We start from the raw sequence: 19,430 nt of genomic DNA, 5'->3' as shown, positions 1-19,430 counted from the left end.
TAATCTCACACAAAAAAATTAAAAGCTCCGAAATCTTTATTTCAGAGCTTTTAATATTGATTATTCCCACTCAACAGTTGCTGGTGGTTTGCTAGTGATATCATAGACTATGCGATTAACGTGGTCAACTTCGTTAACGATACGAGTTGAGATTTTCTTGAGGACATCCCAAGGTAGCTGAGCAAAGTCGGCTGTCATACCATCAATAGAAGTGATGGCGCGGATAGCAATCGTGTAATCGTAAGTACGACCGTCCCCCATAACCCCAACTGAGCGAACACCGGTGTTGACAGTAAAGTATTGCCATACATCGCGTTCAAGACCTGCTTTGGCAATTTCCTCGCGGAGAATGGCATCTGATTCGCGAACAGTTTCGAGTTTTTCAGCGGTAATGGCACCCATAACGCGGATAGCAAGTCCTGGCCCCGGGAATGGCTGACGCCAAACAACTTCATCAGGCATTCCAAGCGCTGTACCCAACGCACGAACTTCATCTTTAAAAAGAGTGTTGAGTGGCTCAATCAACTCAAACTGCATATCCTCTGGCAGGCCACCGACATTGTGGTGAGATTTGATGGTTTGAGCAGTTTCAGTTCCTGATTCGATAACATCTGTATAGAGCGTTCCCTGAGCAAGGAAATCCACACCTTTGAGTTTGCTAGCTTCGTCATCAAAGACATAAACAAATTCGTTACCGATGATTTTGCGTTTTTTCTCAGGATCATCAATGTCTGCTAAAAGGTCTAAGAAACGCTTAGAAGCATCTACACGAATGATATTGAGACCAAATTTACCGCCAAGCATATTCATGACTTGGTCGCCTTCATTTTTACGGAGAAGACCGTGGTCAACGAAGATACAAGTCAGCTGATCACCGATAGCTTTTTGCAAAAGGACACCAACGACTGAAGAGTCTACACCGCCAGACAGACCAAGGAGAACTTTACGCTTACCAACTTTTTGGCGGATTTCATGAATTTGCATATCAATGAAGTTATCCATTGACCAGTCACCTTTAGCACCACAAATACCGAAAGCAAAGTTACGCAAAATCTCGTTTCCATAAATGGAATGACGGACTTCTGGGTGGAACTGAATACCATAGATTTTTCTATCAGTATTTTCAATAGCGGCATAAGGGCAATCTGAAGAATCCCCTACCAAGTGGAAACCAGCTGGAATTTCTGTGACAGCATCCCCATGACTCATGAGGACAACTTGCTCTTTGGGAGTATCGGCAAAAAGAGAAGATTCTGCACGCAAGTTAAGTGTTGATTGACCGTACTCACTGTTTCCTGTTTGATCGGCTGGGACAACCTTCCCACCAAGCTTGTCAGTCAGCAACTGCATACCATAACAGATTCCTAGTATTGGAATACCAAGTTCAAAAATCTCTTCGTCGATGCCAAAAGCGTTGTCAGCATAAACCGAGTTTGGTCCGCCAGATAGCACAATACCGATAGGGTTGATGGCACGCACCTCGTCAGCAGTAATCTTGTGACTTCTCAATTCAGAAAAGACACCAAATTCACGAATACGGCGTGCAATCAGCTGGTTGTACTGGCTACCATAGTCAAGAACAATGATTTTTTGAACATCGTTCAAAGTAGAATTATCAGTCATTGTTATCCTTTCTATTTTTGTCAGGCTTTTGCCTGACAGTACTGAGTCTATTTTAGCATAAAACAGCAGATTTATCAGTAGAAATATCAAAGCTTTTGAAAATGTTGAGAAAGAGAACCAAAACTAGCGACATCGCTTTGCTATTTTTCTCAAAAATATGATAAAATAAGGCAAAGAATACGAAGGAGAGATCAATGACACCCGCTTATATCAGTATCCATAATGCTATCAAGAAAGAAATTGACCAAGAAAGGTGGAAAATTGGGCAACGTCTACCTAGTGAGCGTGATTTGGCGGATACATTTGGTGTCAGTCGAATGACGCTTCGTCAAGCAGTAACCCTTTTGGTTGATGAGGGCATTTTGGAGCGCCGTGCGGGTAGTGGGACTTATGTGGCCAGTCACCGTGTGCAAGAAAAAATGCGTGGGACAACTAGTTTTACTGACATTGTTCGCTCACAAGGTAAGACGCCATCCAGCAGACTTATCTCTTATCAGCGTAAACTAGCCAGCGAAGCTGAAATGCAAAAGCTCGGCCTTAAGAAGTTCGACTACGTGATTCGTATGGAGCGCGTGCGCTATGCAGACAATGTTCCCCTAGTTTTTGAAGTAGCAGCTATTCCTGAAAAATTAATTAAGGGATTCCAACGCACAGACATTACTGAACATTTTTTCAAGACTTTGACTGAAAACGGTTTTGAAATTGGGAAAAGTCAGCAGACTATATACGCCAAGACGGCAAGCGAACGTGTTGCTAATTTTTTATCGGTTAGTCGCGGACATGCCCTTTTGGCTTTGACTCAGGTGTCCTATTTTACAGACGGTAGGCCTTTTGAATACGTTCACAGCCAGTACGTCGGCGACCGTTTTGAATTTTATTTAGAAAATAGCTAATATATTTACATAATTTTATCTATGTTAAAATTTTTAGCTGTCTCATCCAAAGGAAGTCATGAAGAATGCAACCTATTTTTCACAAACAATTTCGGTGTGAAGACTACCATCCCTGCATGGATATAGGTCGCAGATCTGTGGCTTTCAAAAAGTGACTTAATTCGGAAATTGGTCTGATCTGCTGGCATATCCCAGACAGATGATTGTTTTTGACCAGCCTCCTGACTGCTTAAATAAAGATAGAGGCCCGTGTGTTATTTTGTGTACCGATGCTGATTTATTAGCTCCATATCCTGCTCAAGACCGCCTGTCAGTCGCCTCTCTAAAAATGAATCATTTATAAGGGTTTTTAGTTAACATAAATTTAATTATGTGAAATATTGCTCGATTTTTGACTATTAAAAGCCCAAAAAATATGATAGAATAGAGCTTATGGAAATTGAAAAAACCAATCGTATGAATGTTCTATTTGAGTTCTATGCAGCTTTACTGACAGATAAGCAGATGAACTACATTGAGCTTTATTATGCAGATGATTACAGTCTGGCAGAGATTGCTGAGGAATTTGGCGTCAGCCGCCAAGCAGTTTATGATAATATTAAACGAACTGAAAAGATTTTAGAAGCTTACGAAAGGAAGCTGCACATGTATTCGGATTATATTGTCCGCAGTCAGATTTTTGATGAGATTTTATCAAAATATCCTGATGACTCATTTTTGACAGAGCAGATTACCATTCTTAGCAGTATTGATAACCGAGAATAAACTGAAGAGAACAAACAAATGATTTGATTGATGCAAAATAACAATATTGGTATTGGTAGTTGAGTTATTTGGTATTTACCGTTGAAAAAGGGGGCATTTCCCCAATGATTTATATGTTTGCTGAGGAAGCTCGTAAATCATGGTTTTGTTCTTAGTGTTTTAGTTGAGTAAAACAGTTTTCTCATTTGCGCAAGACAATGACGCAGCTGTTGTTCTGCTAGAAGCTAGCGTCAGCAATAAAGTAGCGTGCGCAGTCATGGGTGGGGAGGCATCTCGAGGACGGTGTTTATCGTTAATTTTATAAAGAATTTTAATGGAGATAAAATATGGCATTTGAAAGTTTAACTGAACGCTTACAGGGCGTTTTCAAAAATATTCGCGGAAAGAAGAAGTTGTCTGAAAAAGACGTTCAAGAGGTCACGAAAGAGATTCGTCTGGCTCTTCTTGAAGCTGACGTTTCATTACCAGTTGTTAAAACTTTTATCAAGCGTGTGCGTGAACGTGCTATCGGTCACGAAATTATTGATACGCTTGACCCTACACAACAAATTATTAAAATTGTCAATGAAGAATTGACAGCTATTTTGGGGTCTGAGACTGCTGAACTTGAAAAATCCCCTAAAATCCCAACAATCATTATGATGGTCGGTCTCCAAGGTGCTGGTAAAACAACATTTGCAGGGAAATTAGCTAACAAGCTGATTAAAGATGAAAATGCACGCCCCTTGATGATTGCTGCCGATATTTACCGACCAGCGGCTATTGACCAATTAAAAACACTTGGTAGTCAAATCAATGTCCCAGTTTTTGACATGGGAACCGACCACTCAGCTGTTGAAATCGTGACAAATGGTTTGACACAAGCCAAAGAAAATCACAACGATTACGTTATCATTGACACGGCTGGTCGTTTGCAAATTGACGAAAAACTCATGGAAGAACTCCGTGATGTTAAAGCTTTAGCAAATCCAAATGAAATTCTTTTGGTTGTTGATAGCATGATTGGTCAAGAAGCTGCCAACGTCGCTGATGAATTCAACAAACAATTGGATATCACAGGGGTTGTTTTAACTAAGATTGACGGTGATACACGTGGTGGTGCTGCACTTTCAATCCGTGAAATCACTGGTAAACCAATCAAATTCACTGGTACTGGTGAAAAAATTACGGATATTGAAACCTTCCACCCAGACCGTATGTCTAGCCGTATCCTTGGCATGGGTGATTTGCTGACATTGATTGAAAAAGCCAGCCAAGAATATGACGAGAAAAAATCATTGGAACTCGCAGAAAAAATGCGTGAAAACACCTTTGATTTCAACGATTTCATCGACCAGCTTGATCAAGTTCAGAATATGGGCCCAATGGAAGATTTGCTCAAAATGATCCCTGGTATGGCAAATAACCCAGCGCTTAAAAACTTTAAAGTTGATGAAAAAGCTGTCGCTCGTAAACGCGCTATTGTGTCATCAATGACACTAGAAGAACGTGAAAATCCTGATTTGCTCAACCCAAGCCGCCGTCGCCGTATTGCTGCAGGTTCGGGAAACTCATTTGTCGAAGTCAATAAATTTATCAAAGATTTCAATCAAGCCAAGCAAATGATGCAAGGTGTCATGTCTGGTGATGGTGATATGGATAAGATGATGCGACAAATGGGTGTTAATCCAAATAACTTGCCAAAAAATATGCCAGATATGAACGGTATGGATATGTCAGCTCTTGAAGGAATGGTGGGACAAGGTGGCATGCCAGATTTATCATCTTTAAGTGGTAATATGGATATGAGCCAAATGTTTGGTGGCGGATTAAAAGGCAAAGTCGGACAATTTGCTATGAAGCAAGCCATGAAACGCCAAGCTAATAAAATAAAAAAAGCTAAGAAAAAACGTAAATAAACAAAAATCTATCGCGAGGACTAACTGAATCTTTTAGTACTGCGATAGATTTTTTGTTAAAATTTCAAAAATAATAAAAATAATCTAGCAAAACAAACGTTGGTCAATGCACAGCAGTTTTACATAATGTTAATTATGTAAAATAAAAAAGAATGTCTTTCTTTTATCATCTTTCCGAAAAACTGTAATTTTCTTGAAAAAAGCATAGGGATATGATATACTCCTATTATAAAAATCTATGGAGATATTTGACGATGAAACGTGAATTATTACTTGAAAAAATTGATCAGCTCAAAGAAATTATGCCTTGGTACATCTTGGATTACTATCAATCCAAACTCGCTGTGCCTTATAGCTTTACAACCCTCTATGAATACCTCAAGGAATACCGTCGCTTTTTGGAATGGCTGATTGATTCTGGGATTTCACATGCTGAAAAAATTGATGACATTGATTTAGAAACTCTTGAAAATTTATCAAAAAAAGATATGGAAGCATTCGTTTTATATTTGCGAGAACGTCCTTTGTTGAATGCTAATACCACACAAAATGGCGTCTCTCAGACAACCATCAATCGAACTTTATCAGCCTTATCTAGTCTTTTTAAATATCTGACCGAGGAGGTTGAAAATGCTGATGGAGAACCATATTTTTACCGAAACGTTATGAAAAAGATTTCTACAAAAAAGAAAAAGGAAACTCTGGCTGCGCGGGCTGAAAATATTAAGCAAAAACTCTTCTTAGGCGATGAAACTATGGAATTCTTAGAGTACATAGATTGTGAATATGAACACAAACTTTCGAAACGTGCCCTATCTTCCTTTATAAAAAACAAGGAACGAGATTTAGCTATTATTGCACTACTGCTTGCATCTGGCGTCCGTTTATCTGAAGCGGTTAATCTTGACTTAAAGGATATTAATCTCAATATGATGGTTATTGAAGTGACTAGAAAGGGAGGAAAACGTGATTCGGTCAACGTTGCTGCTTTTGCCAAACCCTATTTAGAGCAATATTTACAGGTTCGTAAGGCTCGCTACAAGGCTGAAAAACAAGATGTCGCCCTATTTCTATCTGAATATCGCGGGATTCCAAATCGTATTGATTCTTCTAGTGTTGAAAAAATGGTTGGGAAATACTCTGAAGATTTTAAAATACGGGTTACACCTCACAAGTTAAGGCATACACTAGCCACACGGCTCTATGATGCAACTAAATCACAGGTTCTTGTCAGTCATCAGCTAGGTCATGCTTCTACCCAAGTAACTGACCTCTATACTCATATCGTCAACGACGAACAGAAAAATGCCTTGGATAAATTATAAAAGTTCACACATGTTATGTGAACTTTTTGTATCAAAAAAAGAGCTCTTGCTCTTTTTAATTCATTCATTCGGCATTAACAAAGCCGAAGTTTTTTAGAGGGAACAGTCTGAATGAAATGACGCCACGAATCTGACTTTCCTTTATCAAGCCAAAACGACGACTATCATTTGTATTTTGGCGATTGTCATTTAAGACCAGATAATAGCCTTTAGGGACTTTGGTATACTTATTTTTCGTTATTGAAGGAATTGAAAAATCCGAAGTAAAGGCAGTCTGACCATCAGCAGAGGACTGATATTTAAGTTTCTCGCTCTCAATATAGGGCTCATCCTTAACAGCTTTATCTATATATAAAATATCATCCATAACAGTTGCTTCTTGACCTTCAGTAGCAATGACACGGCTGATATAGTAAATATCCTTCACTTTGTAGACAATAAAATCTTTATACTGAGGGTCTTTGTTTCGATTGACAAGTACAACATCACCATTTTTCAAATAAGCATTTGAAGCATCTTCATGAACTTTAAATGTTGAAAACACAAAGATTCTCAGTAAAAAGAACACTAGTAATGCAATGACTATTAAAATTATATTTCTAATTAAATCACGTTTGACCATTATTTCTCCTTGGTCTTAATTATATCATTTTTTAGAAAAGAAAAAAAGTAACATCCTGAGTCAAGTTACTTTAAAATAGTAACCTGCGTTCCCTGACCAATCTGGCTTGTAATGACAATATCTAGATCCAGCTGGTCTAGGACTTGCTTTGTCATGTAAAGTCCAAATCCTGTAGCCTTCTGATGTTCGTGACCGTTATATCCTGTGAAGCCTTCCTCAAAAATTCGTGGTAAATCTTCCTCTAGTATTCCAATACCATGATCGATGATACTGATTCTGCCTTGTGAAATATTAATTTGTATCACTGAACTCTCTTTGGAATACTTAATAGCATTATCCAGAACTTGTGAAATAGCAAAATTAAGCCATTTTTTATCTGTTTTTAAATGCCAGTCTCCCTCAATGTTAATGGACAAGTGCTTAGCAAGAAAAGCGATGCGATATTTTTTAACCAAGTCTGTCACAAGGTCACGGACAGAGCATTCCTCAAAACGGAAGTCATCTTTGTTTTTGTTAAACTTGAGATAGGTGAGGAGAGTATCAACGTAATTCTCCAAACGTAGGAGCTGCTGACGCACTTCTCGACTATCCATTTTATCAGTCTGTGCCATGAGAGATAGGGCTGACAGAGGAACTTTCATCTGATGGGACCACATTTTGATGAGTTCCTGCTGCTGTCGCAACTGCTCTTTAGTGGCTGACCGGTCTTGGTTGTCAGCATCTTTGACCCGACTGATGAGATCTTGATAAGCTAGCTCAGACGGTGAATGTAAGTCAGTCAACTCATCAAGATAGAGAAACTCTTCTAAAGTCTGCATCTTTTTTCTAAATTTTAGCCAGATAGTGAGACTAATGATGAGTAAGAAGGTCAGATTAAACAAAATGCTCATACCAAAATAAGCCATGGGTAAGCGATAGAGGTAAAAGGTCAACCAATAGGTAGCCGACATGAGAAAGTAGGTCAGATACCAAATGCGGTATTCCCGTAAAAATGTCCAAATCATCATTTGAGTAGGTAGCCAACTCCTCTCACGGTATGAATGCGGTCAAATCCCAGAGGAATAACCTTCTTACGTAGGCGTGTCATATTGACGCTGAGGGTATTTTGGTCAATGAAACTCTCATTCTCCCAAAGTTTTTCCAGCAAATCTTCCTTAGAGACCACCTGATTAAGATGGGCAAAGAGGATGGTCAGGATCTTATTTTCCGTTGGTGATAAGGTGACCCGATCTGCTCCATTTGACAAAAAACCATCACGGCTGAGGCTGAATTGATCCAATCTATACTCGTCCGTGACAAATTGCTGGGCGCGTCGCAGAAAGGCTGCGATTTTGGCATCCAGAATAGTCAGCGAAAAAGGCTTAGAGATAAAATCGTCACCGCCCATATTGAGAGCCATAACCATATCCATCTCATCATCGCTGGATGAGATAAACACAATGGGCACCGTTGAGTATTGGCGGATTTGGGTCGTCCAGTAAAAGCCATTAAAGTAGGGGAGCGTAATATCCATGAGGATGAGGTCGGGTTTGAGCGCTTCTACTTCTCGACTGATATTGCGAAAATTGCTGACGCTGGCCACCTGATAGGTCTTAGAAAGATGTTTCTTCAACACATCAACAATGGTCCCATCGTCTTCAACAAGATAAATCATTTTCTTTTTTATCATACCTTCATTTTACCAAAAAAGTGGCGATTTTTCGCCACTTAGTCTATCTTTCACGCACTAAATTACCAGTCATAGACTAGCAACACAGAGAGTAAATCTCATCTATCCTTCTTTTTTTAGTTTAGGTCGATACGTCGTGTATCTAGGCGCTGTCACACACTTTTAGGAAGTCAACTCCCTAGAGGTTTTATTTCTAAAAGTGTCATTCTAACCATTTCCTAAGGAATTGCTTATCTTTCAATGATCTTATAGTAAGTCCTGCTGGTTAGCCTATAAATGCCGAAGTAAATGAGCAAGATGACAAGGATAGTCCCCGCACTGACAGTATAGATAAGGCTGTCACTTTGAACACCGAAACCGGTAAGTAGAGATTTTAAAATCGGCAAGGCAAAGATGAAGTGGATGATAGCCATGACCAAGGGTAAGAAGAAAACGAGGATAACCTGTGAATTGATGGTCTTCTTGACTTGTTTGAGGCTCATTCCAACCTCCTGCAAAATCCTGTAAGACTCTTTATCTTGTACACCTTCAGATAGTTGTTTGTAGTAAATAATCAAGGCTGCGCCAAGTAGGAAGGCGATACCGAGTAAGAAGCCAACAAAGAGAAAGCCACCCATCATTTTGAGTATTTCCTCATGGCTGTTTTTTTGATTATAATAGAGGATAGCTCCGCCATTTTCATCGGCAGCTAACGTTCCGCTATTCTTATTGGCTATTTTGAGGAATTTTGTTTCATTAGCCTTGCTTAGATTGCCGATGACCAGTCTTGTTTGGGAAACGGTCATTTTCGTCTTTTCTGGGCCTTTAACCTGGTAACTAGACAATAAATCAGAGGCGACTTTACGATTAGCAACAATCATCAATGCACCTGGTAAGCCAGTAGTTCCTAGGCCGCGCACATTTTTGATCTGCTTGATTTGGTGAACGTTTTGATAGGTCTTTCCCATCCAAGATAGGGTCTTGAACTGGTGAGATTGAGAATTGTCGAAATCATAGACAGCCACTTGGTGTTCTGACAAGGGTTCTAGTTGATTGCCTAATTTTATAAACTCATCTTGAGTCATAACTTGCAGAGCCTCCATTTTAGAGACCGTCTGCACAAGATTCCTTTTGCTGTTGGCAGATACTTTATCTACGATTAAGTTCTGATTCTTACCCTTGGGGTAATTGACAGCGTAAGTGGAGTAGGAATATTGCATGAGTGACTTGGCGTCTTTTCCGAGAGGTTTTTCGATATAGTTTTTAATCAAGGCATCTGCTTCTTCTTGATTGGTGGTATTGATGAGTTCAAAAACAGAAGATTTAGGAAATTGGTCTTTAATCAGATTATTAGTGTTGGTGTATAGAGCCACTGTCGAGAAGACCGTCACAAAAGCCATGATAGCAAGTAGGGTAATATTGGCCAACCCAACGGCGTTTTGCTTCATACGGAAGATCATCTGTGAAGTATTGACGAAGTGCTCAGATTGATAAAAGTATTTTTTATTTTTACGACGAGCCTTCAAATACCAAGTGGTAAAACTAATATAGAAAAGGTAGGTTCCCAAAATAACCGCCAAGATAGCCTGGAAGAACTTCCCAATGGCAATGAGGGCACTACTATTACCGGCAGAAAGAGACAAGTGGTAGCCATAAGCAAGAGCTAGCAGAGCGATAAGCGCTAGGATAAGGTTTCCCTTAGGTTCACGTTCACCTTGACTTTGGTTTTTAAAGAGATTCAAAGCGGAAGTTCGCCCAATCTTGCGGATATTAACAAGTTCAAGCCCCACAAAAATAGCAGCGAAAAGACTAGTATTGATAATAAATGGCTGAGCTGTCAGAGAGAAGTGTAGATCCTTGTAGTCAATGATATTGACGAAAATCAGATAGAAGAAATTCGAGAAAATCGCACTAAAGATAAGACCCAAAAGAACAGTAATTAGGTAAATCACAAAGAGTTCTATACTAGCTACGCGGATAATCTGACTCTTGTTCATCCCAATAATATTATAGAGACCAAATTCTTGATGACGTTGCTTGAGGAGAAAATGATAGCTATAAAGACAGAGGATAGCTGATAGGATAGCTAAGACAATGTAGGCTAGCCCCAGAGCCATTTGCCCTGTTCCCATGGAAGCAGCCATGGGACTCATTTCCAGTAACAGCGTGATATTACTAAAGACAAAGGTCGTCACACCTACCAGGAAAAAGGGAGCAAAGTGTTTGAAAGAATGCTTTAAATTGTTGAAAGCTAGTTTGAAATAGAACATCCTACTCACCTCCTAACAGGGCGGTCATGGCGAGTGAAATATCCTTGCTGAACTCTTGATTAGTCTTATTGCCACGATATATCTGATGGAATATACGGCCATCTTTGATGAAGAGCACTCGCTTAGCATGACTGGCTGCATTGGCAGAGTGGGTTACCATGAGAATGGTTTGCCCGTCTGCATTGATGGTTTCAAAGAGGTTGAGAAGGTCTTCAGAATTACGATAGTCCAGCGCAGCTGTCGGTTCATCTGCCAGAAGAAGCTGAGGATTAGTAATCAGACTACGTGCGATAGCAACGCGCTGCTTTTGTCCACCAGAAAGTTCAAAAGGTCGTTTATCCAGCAAATCCTGAATGTGCAATTTGGGTGCAAGTTGACTTAGGCGAGCTTCCATTTCTTTATAATTCTTACGGTCTAAAACCAGAGGAAGGAAGATGTTATCCCTGACATTGAGTGTGTCTAGGAGATTGAAATCCTGAAAAACAAAACCTAAATTTTTAAGTCGGAATGCTGCAAGTTGACTTTCCTTGATCTTGGTAATGTCTTGACCATTCAGCAAAACAGAACCGTTGGTTGGCTTCTCCAGTGTAGCAAGAATATTAAGCAAAGTGGTTTTACCGGAACCTGACTCTCCCATGATAGCGATGAATTCTCCTTGATCTACTTTAAAGTCCACATCTTGCAAGGCATGAGTTTCCTCTTTTGAAAAGCGCGTGCGGTAAACTTTTTCTAAATGATTGATTTTTAGTAACATAATAATCTCCTTTTTCTATTATAGCTTATTTGCTAGCGTATGGTTGGATTGGGGTTGCCTTATAGATAAATATCATAGCATCATATAAGTCTTTGGGTGTTTGTTTAACACGGTTGCTCATAGGTAGAAATGTCATCAAGAAACTGTAACCTTCTCCTAAACTCCCCATAGACATTGGTTTGGAAATTATTTTTCCTACCTGACTGTCTTTATCAACACTTGTAAAGTCTAGGTAATACCGAGAGTTACCAAATCTTCTAGCTTGTGCTGCTAGTGGGTCAGCTGAGTTAAAATAATGATTGCTACGACCAACATCGGCTCCAATATTATTAATGTTAACTCTTGTGTGAAAATAGTCTGTTCCAATGACAAAATATTGTTTTTGGAATTTTTCACGTAAACGACTGCCCATACTAGTATAATATGCTTCTTTTAGGCTTACATGCCCATTGTGTCCGGAAATCATCAGACGACTTTGCCCTTTCCTTTCTTCAAAATTTTGAATCCATGCGACATTATCAGCCATGTACTGATCACGAGTATTATTCATCGTGACATAATCGGACGAAGTCTTTTGATAATAATCAAAACTATTAAGAATACAAGAGATGTTGTGAGAAATGAGTTGTCCTTCTGAGGAAGGAGTACTGTTATCAATAGCTGTTTGAAGTTTTTTAAGAGTGCTAATAGCAGCTTCTTTTTCTTTGTCAGACATTTTACCAATATTTATAATGGGCTTGAGTGTTTCCAGTTCCTCATCAGTTAAGAAGTTTAGCCGCTGACCATAATTGCTTACCAATTCTACACCAATTTCAGGATTCTGCATGTCAAAACCATAAAAGGACAATTGATCAGACTCAGGCTTACCAGCATTATAATCTTTCATCCATTTTATCAAGGCTTTCATCTGATCTGTACGATAAATGGTAAAGGATAAGTTTTTGACAATCTTGTTGAGATTTCCCTGACTTTCATGAATATAGTTATTGATGGTGAGACCTTCTGCAAAATCAATCTCTAATGCAAAACTTCGTACCTTTTCTTTCTTGACCAGAGTTTTCAAAACTGATAGTTTGAGTTCTTGAAACTCTCTATTACCGTGTGTCGCTTCACCAAGTCCAATAATCTTGGCTTCGTCAGGAATATCAAAGTCTGATACACTTTGGGCGTATGGATTGATAGCATCGATTCTTTGCGTTGCTAAAATCTGTGGGCCATATACCCAAACCGCATCTGCAACAGCAATAATTGTGATTAAGCTGACTATCAGAATGATCACCCATTTACAAATCTTTTTCAACATCTTCATGACAATCTCCTAAATCTGGTGATAATGCTTTAGAGGCCTTATGCCAGCCTAATACCAAAGACGTAGGCTACTAACCCCGATAAGGATAATAAAAAGAATGCTTATCAGGATGTAAAAATTAACAACTACTTCTACTACTTGTGCATGCATGAGATTTCCCCCCTCACTAAATGAAAGGATTGAGTCAAACCATAAGCCACTAGGCTAAGACTAGCCACTATTAGCCAAAGAAAAAACATTATACTGTTTTTTAAGAGAGCTAACATCTGCTCACCGCCTTTCTTTATCTTACACCTTTATTTTATCGAAAAATGAGACTGGTAAACTTACAATGCCAGTCATTAACCTTACAATTTTGTAAGGTTTCTTTTTGGGAAATGGGCAGCTTTTTGCTATAATGAAGAAAAACTCCCTGTATGAGATGACAATAAAGGAGACACAATTATGAGTCAAAAAACAAAATGGGCTAAGGCTTTAGGCACGGTTGGTAAAGTCATGGCAGTCCTGCCAGACACTACTGAAATCATCGGCAGAGCTATCGACAATACTAGACCCATCATTGAAAAGGAACTAGACCGTCGCAACGATCTGAAGAAGCATTACATTGACCTAGATAATGTCATTCATCTTGATATTACTGATGCCAAACAGCATTTAGAAAAACAGGGCTTTATTGTTAGAGCCATTACTGAAAATCCTCATCCAAAGTATGCTAATACCCCTGTCAATCAAGTGGTTAATATGTATCCACGCAGCAAAAAAGCTCGTAGTGGTGCTTTGATTAAACTCTACTACGTAGACGATACCGTCCTCAATGCTTCTAGCATTTTGATTAACGAGCAAGAGCATAGGAAGGAAGAACTTGGACAGAAAGTTGTCGAGTCCTTGACTGGTGTCAAAGACCTCTTTGACAAAAAGAAAAAGTCACGCAAAGACGTGACTCCAAAATAATCAAGAGAGAAAGCTGTCTTAAATCCACGGACCAAGGTGTGATTTAAGACAGCTTTTTTAGTCTAATATATTGACCAGCTGCTTAACAATCCAAATAAGCATCTAAATCTGCTAAGGCGCGCTCTGCAATTTTTTCATAGCGGGCTTTTTTATCGCGAATACGCGGCCCGTCAAGCTCTTTGATAATGCCGAAGTTGACATTCATAGGTTGGAAGTGTTTACTTTCTGTATGGGTGATGTAGTGTGGCAATGCACCAATCGCTGTTGTTTGTGGGAAGATAACTTCCTCTTCGCCTTTGAAGCGACGCACGGCATTAATCCCTGCCACAAGTCCACTAGCAGCTGATTCAACATAGCCTTCGACACCAGTCATTTGACCAGCAAAGAAAAGATTTGGATTCCGACGCGTCGCAAAAGTTGGATTTAGCAAATTTGGTGAATCCATGTAAGAATTGCGGTGCATGACACCGTAACGGACGAATTCTGCATTTTCTAGACCTGGAATCATGGAGAAGACTCGCTTTTGTTCACCCCATTTAAGATGTGTCTGGAAGCCGACAATGTTGTAGAGCGAACCAGCTGCATTATCTTGACGTAATTGCACGACTGCATAAGGTGTCTTGTACTCGCCGTCACGCGGTCCTTTGTAGTCATCCGGATATTCCAGACCAACTGGTTTCATCGGTCCATAGAGCATAGTTTTCACACCGCGCTTAGCCATGACTTCAATTGGCATACAGCCTTCAAAGTACTTTTCTTTCTCAAAGGAATTAAGCGGAGCTTCTTCAGCATGAATCAAAGCTTCCTGGAAAGCCAGAAACTCTTCCTTGGTCATTGGACAGTTAAGGTAGGCTGCTTCTCCCTTATCATAGCGCGATTTGAGATAAACTTTGTCCATGTTTATAGTGCTTTTTTCTACAATCGGTGCTGCTGCGTCGTAGAAATAAAATCCATCACCGCCATTGAACTCGTGAATTTTTGCAGCTAGAGCATCTGAAGTCAAAGGGCCAGTTGCGATAACTGTGATGGCATCATCTGGAATCTCAACAATTTCATCACGAATCACTTCAATCAACGGATGATTTTCGATTTCAGCTGTTACTGCCTGAGCATAACCTTCACGATCAACTGCCATAGCACCGCCTGCTGGTACACGGTGTGCCTCTCCCGCACGCATGATTAGAGAATCCAAGCGACGCATTTCTTCTTTGAGTAGACCGACAGCATTTGTTAAACTGTCACCACGAAACGAATTAGAACAAACCAACTCAGCAAAATGACTAGTTTTATGTTGTGGTGTTGATTTGACACCACGCATTTCGTATAACTTGACTGGAACGCCGCGTTTAGCAATTTGGTAAGCTGCTTCGGAACCAGCTAAACCTGCACCGATAACATTGATATAAGATTGAGACATGACACTAATACCTCTTTGGGAAAAAAATTCCCACAAATCTTTCTAAAATTTTAATTTCAATTATTTAGTATTAAAATACCAAATTAAATATTAATAACTTTGATTTTGAACAATTCTTCACTGAATTCTTTGAAAAAGATATAATATATTTACTATTCAAAAGTCAAGCTTCGTAGAGAAGGCTACTTAGAAAATTAGTATTACGATACTATTCTATTAAATTCATCACTCTATCTAAAATAAGCAAATCCACGCCACCAATAAAACGCTTAAGATACTGAAAAGTGAGCCAATTAGATAATATTCTGCAAATGCCGGATCTTTAGATATCTTATCATAGCGCGCAATAGACTTGGCTGTGAAAACCAAGCCGATTGAAGCGAATTGATTGAAATACAGACAAACCGCAATGATAATTCGCTCTAACAAACCAATAGTTGCCCCTGCACCAGGAATTGTGTCCATTTTTCCAATATCTTTGGGTTGGTATTTTGTAAAATACAATTTAAACGCAATATTGGTTGGTTTAGTAATTAAAACCACGAACAAAATAAGATTTAAACTAGTTGGTGATAACCATTCGGGTAAAACGTAATTTCGAGCTGATAAGCCTAGAAGAATAATGATAACCAGATGCAGCATCTGGTCCAGCGAGAAACTGGCACTTTGAGTAAGTTTCAGAAGCCTTGTTAATCGTGGTTTGAAATAATCTATACATGCGTGACTTATCCAGATAAGCAGAGCAAGCCACCAAATTTTAGGCTGAAGCACTGTCATGATGAGTAGCGGAATAGCAACACCAACTAGATGAAAAGATAGATAAATAAGGTTAGAACTCTTTCTATCAGCAACTCGTTGACTTTGTAGCTGGAAGTCAGAGAGGAAATGACAAATTAGCAAACTAGTCAATATAGGATTATCGCTCAAAATATGTGAAAGTCCAGTCATTGCTCTTCCTCCTTCATTCGACTGCTTTCTCTGAGAACCGTCAAAGCGGTCTTACGAGTTCGCAAGTACACCTTGAGACTACTACTCTTCAAACGTTTTGATAGGGCACTAGAACTTATTTTAAGCCTCTCACTTAGATGCTGCTGGTCAAAACGTTCGTCGTAAATTCCTAACTCTAAAAGCTCGTCAAGTATAATTCTTTGGCTAGCTCGCCAATTGACTTTGATAGCTTCCCCTGCCGATATAAGACTATTAACGACCTCTGTAGTTAATGGATCTTTGCACTTTACTGCTATCTGGGTATTGCCATAATCATTTTTCTGATGAATATGGTTAATCGCTTCTCTAGCATACCAATATGCAGGGCCATCAGCACCTAAACTTTGTTCTGGGTTGATACTTGTCTTTATTTCTCCCATTCCAAGACCAAAACGGATACTACACGGTAGCAAGGCTGTTTCAATTTGATCAATAATGTGAAATATAGGAGCTTCCATTCTTAAAAGTCCCTGAAATTCATCTCCTAAAGTGACAGAAAACTTCGAAGCCAATACTGTTTCATAATCTTGATTTAGGCGTTCTAGACAAGATTTTAAAATATTTTGCACTTCTGAACGATTAGGTAACGACTTGGAATTTATTAAATCTCCAATTAAAGCAAAATACATCATAAAAGTCACCTCAAAGTCTATTATAACAGATAAAATAAAAAAGTCCATTATAACGGCAATTTTTTGTTTTTTCCATTATAACGGACTTCATAGACTTTATACGGGAAATCATTCTAAATATCTTAGGAAATCCCTTTTTGCGACTATTTAACCACTTCTTCCTTGTAGTCACACTTTTCGCTACTACAAACGACTTGTTTTCCGCCACCACGAATTTTCTTCTCAACGAGGAAATCACCAGATTTAGGACAAGAACGACCAACTGGCAGATCCCACGACGTAAACTCACACTCTGGATAACGGTCGCAACCATAAAAAATACGGTTACGTTTAGTTTTACGTTCAATGACCTGGCCTTTGCCGCAGATTGGGCAGGTGACACCAATCTCTTTAGTAATTGCTTTAGTATTGTGACATTCTGGGAAATTTGAGCAAGCATAGAATTTGCCATAGCGACCAAGCTTGATCACCATAGGGTGTCCACAAACATCACAGTCAAAGCCAGCTGGTTCGTCTTTGATTTGGATTTTCTCCATTTCGGTCTCAGCCTTAGTTAATTCTTTTTCGAACGGTTTATAAAAGTCATCAATAACTTTCTGCCACTGCTCCTTGCCAAGCTCAACTTCGTCCAGCTTTCCTTCCATCTCCGCTGTGAATTTAACATCAACAATGTCAGGGAAAAATTGAACGATGAGACCATTGACAATTTCTCCTAACTCAGTTGGTTCAAAGCGTTTGGCTGCTAGCCTGACATAGTAGCGTTTTTGGATGGTTTCCAAAGTTGGAGCATAGGTTGAAGGACGTCCGACACCGTTTTCCTCTAGAGTCTTAATCAGCGTTGCTTCTGAATAGCGAGCAGGTGGCTGGGTGAAATGCTGTTCAGGTTGTGTATTGATCTTTTTAACAATCTCACCTTCTGCCATGTCTGGTAACATTTTATTTTTATCAGAATCGTTATAAACAGCCAAATAACCGTCAAATTTAATCTGACTACCGTTGGCTGTGAAAATGACACCGTTTTGAGTCAAGGTAACTTTCATAGTATCAAAGACAGCTGAGGTCATCTGACTAGCCACAAAGCGATTCCAGATGAGCGTGTAAAGTTTCAACTGATCTTTATCCAAATATTTGGCAATAGATTCAGGTGTTTGGTTAACATTGGATGGACGAATCGCTTCGTGAGCATCTTGAGCTCCGCTAGCATTTTTGACCATATTGCCATGTTTGGAATATTGACTACCAAATCGCTCAGTAATAAAATCAGCTGCCTGACCTTGTGCTATAGGACTGATACGAGTTGAGTCGGTACGCATATAAGTAATCAATCCCTGCTGACCAGAGCCAAGATTGATTCCTTCATATAATTGCTGCGCAACCATCATTGTTTTTCGGGTACGGAAGTTAATTTTATTTGCAGCATCTTGTTGCAAGGATGAGGTTGTATAAGGAAGCGGTGCATTGCGACGACGCTCTTTCTTCTCAACCTTCTCAACGAGGAAATCGTCACTAGTAATGCGAGCCAAAACTGCCTTGACATCACTGTTATTATTAAGTTTGAACTTTTTACCATCCACGCCATAAAAGGAAGCCTGGAATTTACGTGTGCCCTTTTTGAAAGCACCATCAATTGTCCAATATTCTTCGGGTTTAAAAGCCTTAATTTCATTTTCGCGGTCAATAATCAGTTTGAGAGCGACGGATTGAACACGACCTGCTGACAAGCCCTTTTTCACTTTTTTCCAAAGAATTGGTGAGATAGAGTATCCCACAATACGGTCAAGAACACGACGTGCCTGCTGTGCATCAACCAAGTCCATATCAATCTGACGCGGCTCCAAAAAGGCATTTTTGACAGCATCTTTAGTAATTTCATTGAAAACAACGCGATTTTTGGCTTTTTCGTCAAGTCCTAGGATATGTGATAAATGCCATGAAATGGCTTCTCCTTCGCGATCAGGGTCACTAGCCAGATAAACACTTTTAGCATTTTTAGCTTCTTTTTTAAGAGAATTAATCAAGGGACCTTTGCCACGAATATTGATATACTGCGGTTCATAATTGTTTTCAAAGTCGATAGACATGCTAGATTTCTTTAAATCACGGATATGTCCTACCGAAGCTACAACCTTATAGTTGCGACCCAGATATTTTTCAATTGTTTTAGCCTTAGCAGGTGATTCCACAATAACCAAATTTTTTTTAGTAGCCGCTTTTTTTCTAGTGTTTTTCTTACCAGTCTTTTTAGCGCTTGTTTTTCTCTTTGTAACAGTTGCTGTTGCCATAAATTCACTTCCTAATTACATGTTTTCAATGTCAAACTTATAGCATAATAACTT

16 protein-coding genes are annotated in these 19,430 nt (G+C 39.3%); 5 read left to right on the top strand and 11 right to left on the bottom strand.

Annotation, left to right across the window (positions count from 1 at the left end):
• Window positions 1–60 precede the first annotated feature (60 nt).
• Entirely contained in the window at window positions 61–1,623 is a 1,563-nt protein-coding gene (gene guaA, locus A3GS_RS0107080; protein WP_018364727.1) for a glutamine-hydrolyzing GMP synthase, read from the bottom strand.
• A 194-nt stretch (window positions 1,624–1,817) separates the two neighbouring features.
• Between guaA and A3GS_RS0107075 the strand changes: the two genes are divergently transcribed.
• The 4 genes from A3GS_RS0107075 (at window position 1,818) to xerS (ending at window position 6,504) form a co-directional block, all read left to right on the top strand.
• Entirely contained in the window at window positions 1,818–2,516 is a 699-nt protein-coding gene (locus tag A3GS_RS0107075; RefSeq protein WP_018364726.1) for a GntR family transcriptional regulator, read from the top strand.
• 432 nt (window positions 2,517–2,948) lie between these two features.
• Complete coding sequence (locus A3GS_RS0107070) at window positions 2,949–3,281, top strand: putative DNA-binding protein (protein WP_018364725.1); 333 nt, start codon at window positions 2,949–2,951, stop codon at window positions 3,279–3,281.
• Window positions 3,282–3,607: 326 nt separating this feature from the next.
• The gene (gene ffh / locus A3GS_RS0107065) at window positions 3,608–5,179 is read left to right on the top strand and encodes a signal recognition particle protein (RefSeq protein WP_018364724.1); all 1,572 of its coding nucleotides are present in this window, start codon (window positions 3,608–3,610) and stop codon (window positions 5,177–5,179) included.
• Between the two features lie 254 nt (window positions 5,180–5,433).
• On the top strand, window positions 5,434–6,504 hold the full coding sequence (gene xerS, locus A3GS_RS0107060; RefSeq protein WP_018364723.1) for a tyrosine recombinase XerS: 1,071 nt from the start codon (window positions 5,434–5,436) through the stop codon (window positions 6,502–6,504).
• 64 nt (window positions 6,505–6,568) lie between these two features.
• On the opposite strand, the gene lepB is transcribed toward xerS, so the two are convergent.
• The 6 genes from lepB to A3GS_RS0107030 form a co-directional block, all read right to left on the bottom strand.
• The gene (gene lepB, locus A3GS_RS0107055) at window positions 6,569–7,126 is read right to left on the bottom strand and encodes a signal peptidase I (protein ID WP_018364722.1); all 558 of its coding nucleotides are present in this window, start codon (window positions 7,124–7,126) and stop codon (window positions 6,569–6,571) included.
• 65 nt (window positions 7,127–7,191) lie between these two features.
• A complete protein-coding gene (locus tag A3GS_RS0107050; protein WP_026216318.1) occupies window positions 7,192–8,130 on the bottom strand; it encodes a sensor histidine kinase in 939 nt (312 codons plus the stop codon).
• Complete coding sequence (locus tag A3GS_RS0107045; protein ID WP_026216317.1) at window positions 8,130–8,795, bottom strand: DNA-binding response regulator; 666 nt, start codon at window positions 8,793–8,795, stop codon at window positions 8,130–8,132. The genes A3GS_RS0107050 and A3GS_RS0107045 overlap by 1 nt, the downstream gene beginning before the upstream one ends.
• A gap of 230 nt (window positions 8,796–9,025) precedes the next feature.
• Window positions 9,026–11,044 (bottom strand): ABC transporter permease, encoded by a 2,019-nt coding sequence (locus A3GS_RS0107040; protein WP_018364719.1) that lies wholly within the window; start codon window positions 11,042–11,044, stop codon window positions 9,026–9,028.
• A 1-nt stretch (window position 11,045) separates the two neighbouring features.
• The gene (locus tag A3GS_RS0107035) at window positions 11,046–11,798 is read right to left on the bottom strand and encodes an ABC transporter ATP-binding protein (protein WP_018364718.1); all 753 of its coding nucleotides are present in this window, start codon (window positions 11,796–11,798) and stop codon (window positions 11,046–11,048) included.
• A gap of 25 nt (window positions 11,799–11,823) precedes the next feature.
• On the bottom strand, window positions 11,824–13,107 hold the full coding sequence (locus A3GS_RS0107030) for an erythromycin esterase family protein (protein WP_018364717.1): 1,284 nt from the start codon (window positions 13,105–13,107) through the stop codon (window positions 11,824–11,826).
• A gap of 444 nt (window positions 13,108–13,551) precedes the next feature.
• Here A3GS_RS0107030 and A3GS_RS0107025 point away from each other — a divergent pair, with 444 nt between their 5' ends.
• The gene (locus A3GS_RS0107025) at window positions 13,552–14,058 is read left to right on the top strand and encodes a PASTA domain-containing protein (protein ID WP_018364716.1); all 507 of its coding nucleotides are present in this window, start codon (window positions 13,552–13,554) and stop codon (window positions 14,056–14,058) included.
• Window positions 14,059–14,140: 82 nt separating this feature from the next.
• Here A3GS_RS0107025 and trmFO read toward each other — a convergent pair whose 3' ends face one another.
• The 4 genes from trmFO to topA all read right to left on the bottom strand — a co-directional run bounded on the left by trmFO (window position 14,141) and on the right by topA (window position 19,376).
• Window positions 14,141–15,475 (bottom strand): methylenetetrahydrofolate--tRNA-(uracil(54)-C(5))-methyltransferase (FADH(2)-oxidizing) TrmFO, encoded by a 1,335-nt coding sequence (gene trmFO, locus A3GS_RS0107020; RefSeq protein WP_018364715.1) that lies wholly within the window; start codon window positions 15,473–15,475, stop codon window positions 14,141–14,143.
• A 234-nt stretch (window positions 15,476–15,709) separates the two neighbouring features.
• Window positions 15,710–16,423 carry a DUF3307 domain-containing protein gene (locus tag A3GS_RS0107015; protein ID WP_018364714.1) on the bottom strand — a complete coding sequence of 238 codons (714 nt, stop codon included), beginning with the start codon at window positions 16,421–16,423 and terminating at the stop codon, window positions 15,710–15,712.
• Window positions 16,420–17,094, bottom strand: a complete 675-nt coding sequence (locus A3GS_RS0107010) for a SatD family protein (RefSeq protein WP_018364713.1) — start codon at window positions 17,092–17,094, stop codon at window positions 16,420–16,422. Before A3GS_RS0107010 ends, A3GS_RS0107015 begins: the two co-directional genes overlap by 4 nt.
• A 143-nt stretch (window positions 17,095–17,237) precedes the next feature.
• Entirely contained in the window at window positions 17,238–19,376 is a 2,139-nt protein-coding gene (gene topA / locus A3GS_RS0107005) for a type I DNA topoisomerase (RefSeq protein ID WP_018364712.1), read from the bottom strand.
• Between the last annotated feature and the right edge of the window lie 54 nt (window positions 19,377–19,430).

This window comes from Streptococcus caballi DSM 19004 (assembly GCF_000379985.1).
GTDB classification, from domain to species: Bacteria; Bacillota; Bacilli; order Lactobacillales; family Streptococcaceae; genus Streptococcus; species Streptococcus caballi.
Note: the sequence above shows the minus strand (reverse complement) of the source record. Positions and strands in the feature narration are given on the sequence as shown.

What these genes read in the sequence shown, in the direction of transcription:
- guaA (WP_018364727.1), bottom strand. Translation starts at nt 1,623, where the DNA reads ATGACTGATAATTCTACTTTGAACGATGTTCAAAAAATCATTGTTCTT.
- A3GS_RS0107075 (WP_018364726.1), top strand. Translation starts at nt 1,818, where the DNA reads ATGACACCCGCTTATATCAGTATCCATAATGCTATCAAGAAAGAAATT.
- A3GS_RS0107070 (WP_018364725.1), top strand. Translation starts at nt 2,949, where the DNA reads ATGGAAATTGAAAAAACCAATCGTATGAATGTTCTATTTGAGTTCTAT.
- ffh (WP_018364724.1), top strand. Translation starts at nt 3,608, where the DNA reads ATGGCATTTGAAAGTTTAACTGAACGCTTACAGGGCGTTTTCAAAAAT.
- xerS (WP_018364723.1), top strand. Translation starts at nt 5,434, where the DNA reads ATGAAACGTGAATTATTACTTGAAAAAATTGATCAGCTCAAAGAAATT.
- lepB (WP_018364722.1), bottom strand. Translation starts at nt 7,126, where the DNA reads ATGGTCAAACGTGATTTAATTAGAAATATAATTTTAATAGTCATTGCA.
- A3GS_RS0107050 (WP_026216318.1), bottom strand. Translation starts at nt 8,130, where the DNA reads ATGATTTGGACATTTTTACGGGAATACCGCATTTGGTATCTGACCTAC.
- A3GS_RS0107045 (WP_026216317.1), bottom strand. Translation starts at nt 8,795, where the DNA reads ATGATAAAAAAGAAAATGATTTATCTTGTTGAAGACGATGGGACCATT.
- A3GS_RS0107040 (WP_018364719.1), bottom strand. Translation starts at nt 11,044, where the DNA reads ATGTTCTATTTCAAACTAGCTTTCAACAATTTAAAGCATTCTTTCAAA.
- A3GS_RS0107035 (WP_018364718.1), bottom strand. Translation starts at nt 11,798, where the DNA reads ATGTTACTAAAAATCAATCATTTAGAAAAAGTTTACCGCACGCGCTTT.
- A3GS_RS0107030 (WP_018364717.1), bottom strand. Translation starts at nt 13,107, where the DNA reads ATGAAGATGTTGAAAAAGATTTGTAAATGGGTGATCATTCTGATAGTC.
- A3GS_RS0107025 (WP_018364716.1), top strand. Translation starts at nt 13,552, where the DNA reads ATGAGTCAAAAAACAAAATGGGCTAAGGCTTTAGGCACGGTTGGTAAA.
- trmFO (WP_018364715.1), bottom strand. Translation starts at nt 15,475, where the DNA reads ATGTCTCAATCTTATATCAATGTTATCGGTGCAGGTTTAGCTGGTTCC.
- A3GS_RS0107015 (WP_018364714.1), bottom strand. Translation starts at nt 16,423, where the DNA reads ATGACTGGACTTTCACATATTTTGAGCGATAATCCTATATTGACTAGT.
- A3GS_RS0107010 (WP_018364713.1), bottom strand. Translation starts at nt 17,094, where the DNA reads ATGATGTATTTTGCTTTAATTGGAGATTTAATAAATTCCAAGTCGTTA.
- topA (WP_018364712.1), bottom strand. Translation starts at nt 19,376, where the DNA reads ATGGCAACAGCAACTGTTACAAAGAGAAAAACAAGCGCTAAAAAGACT.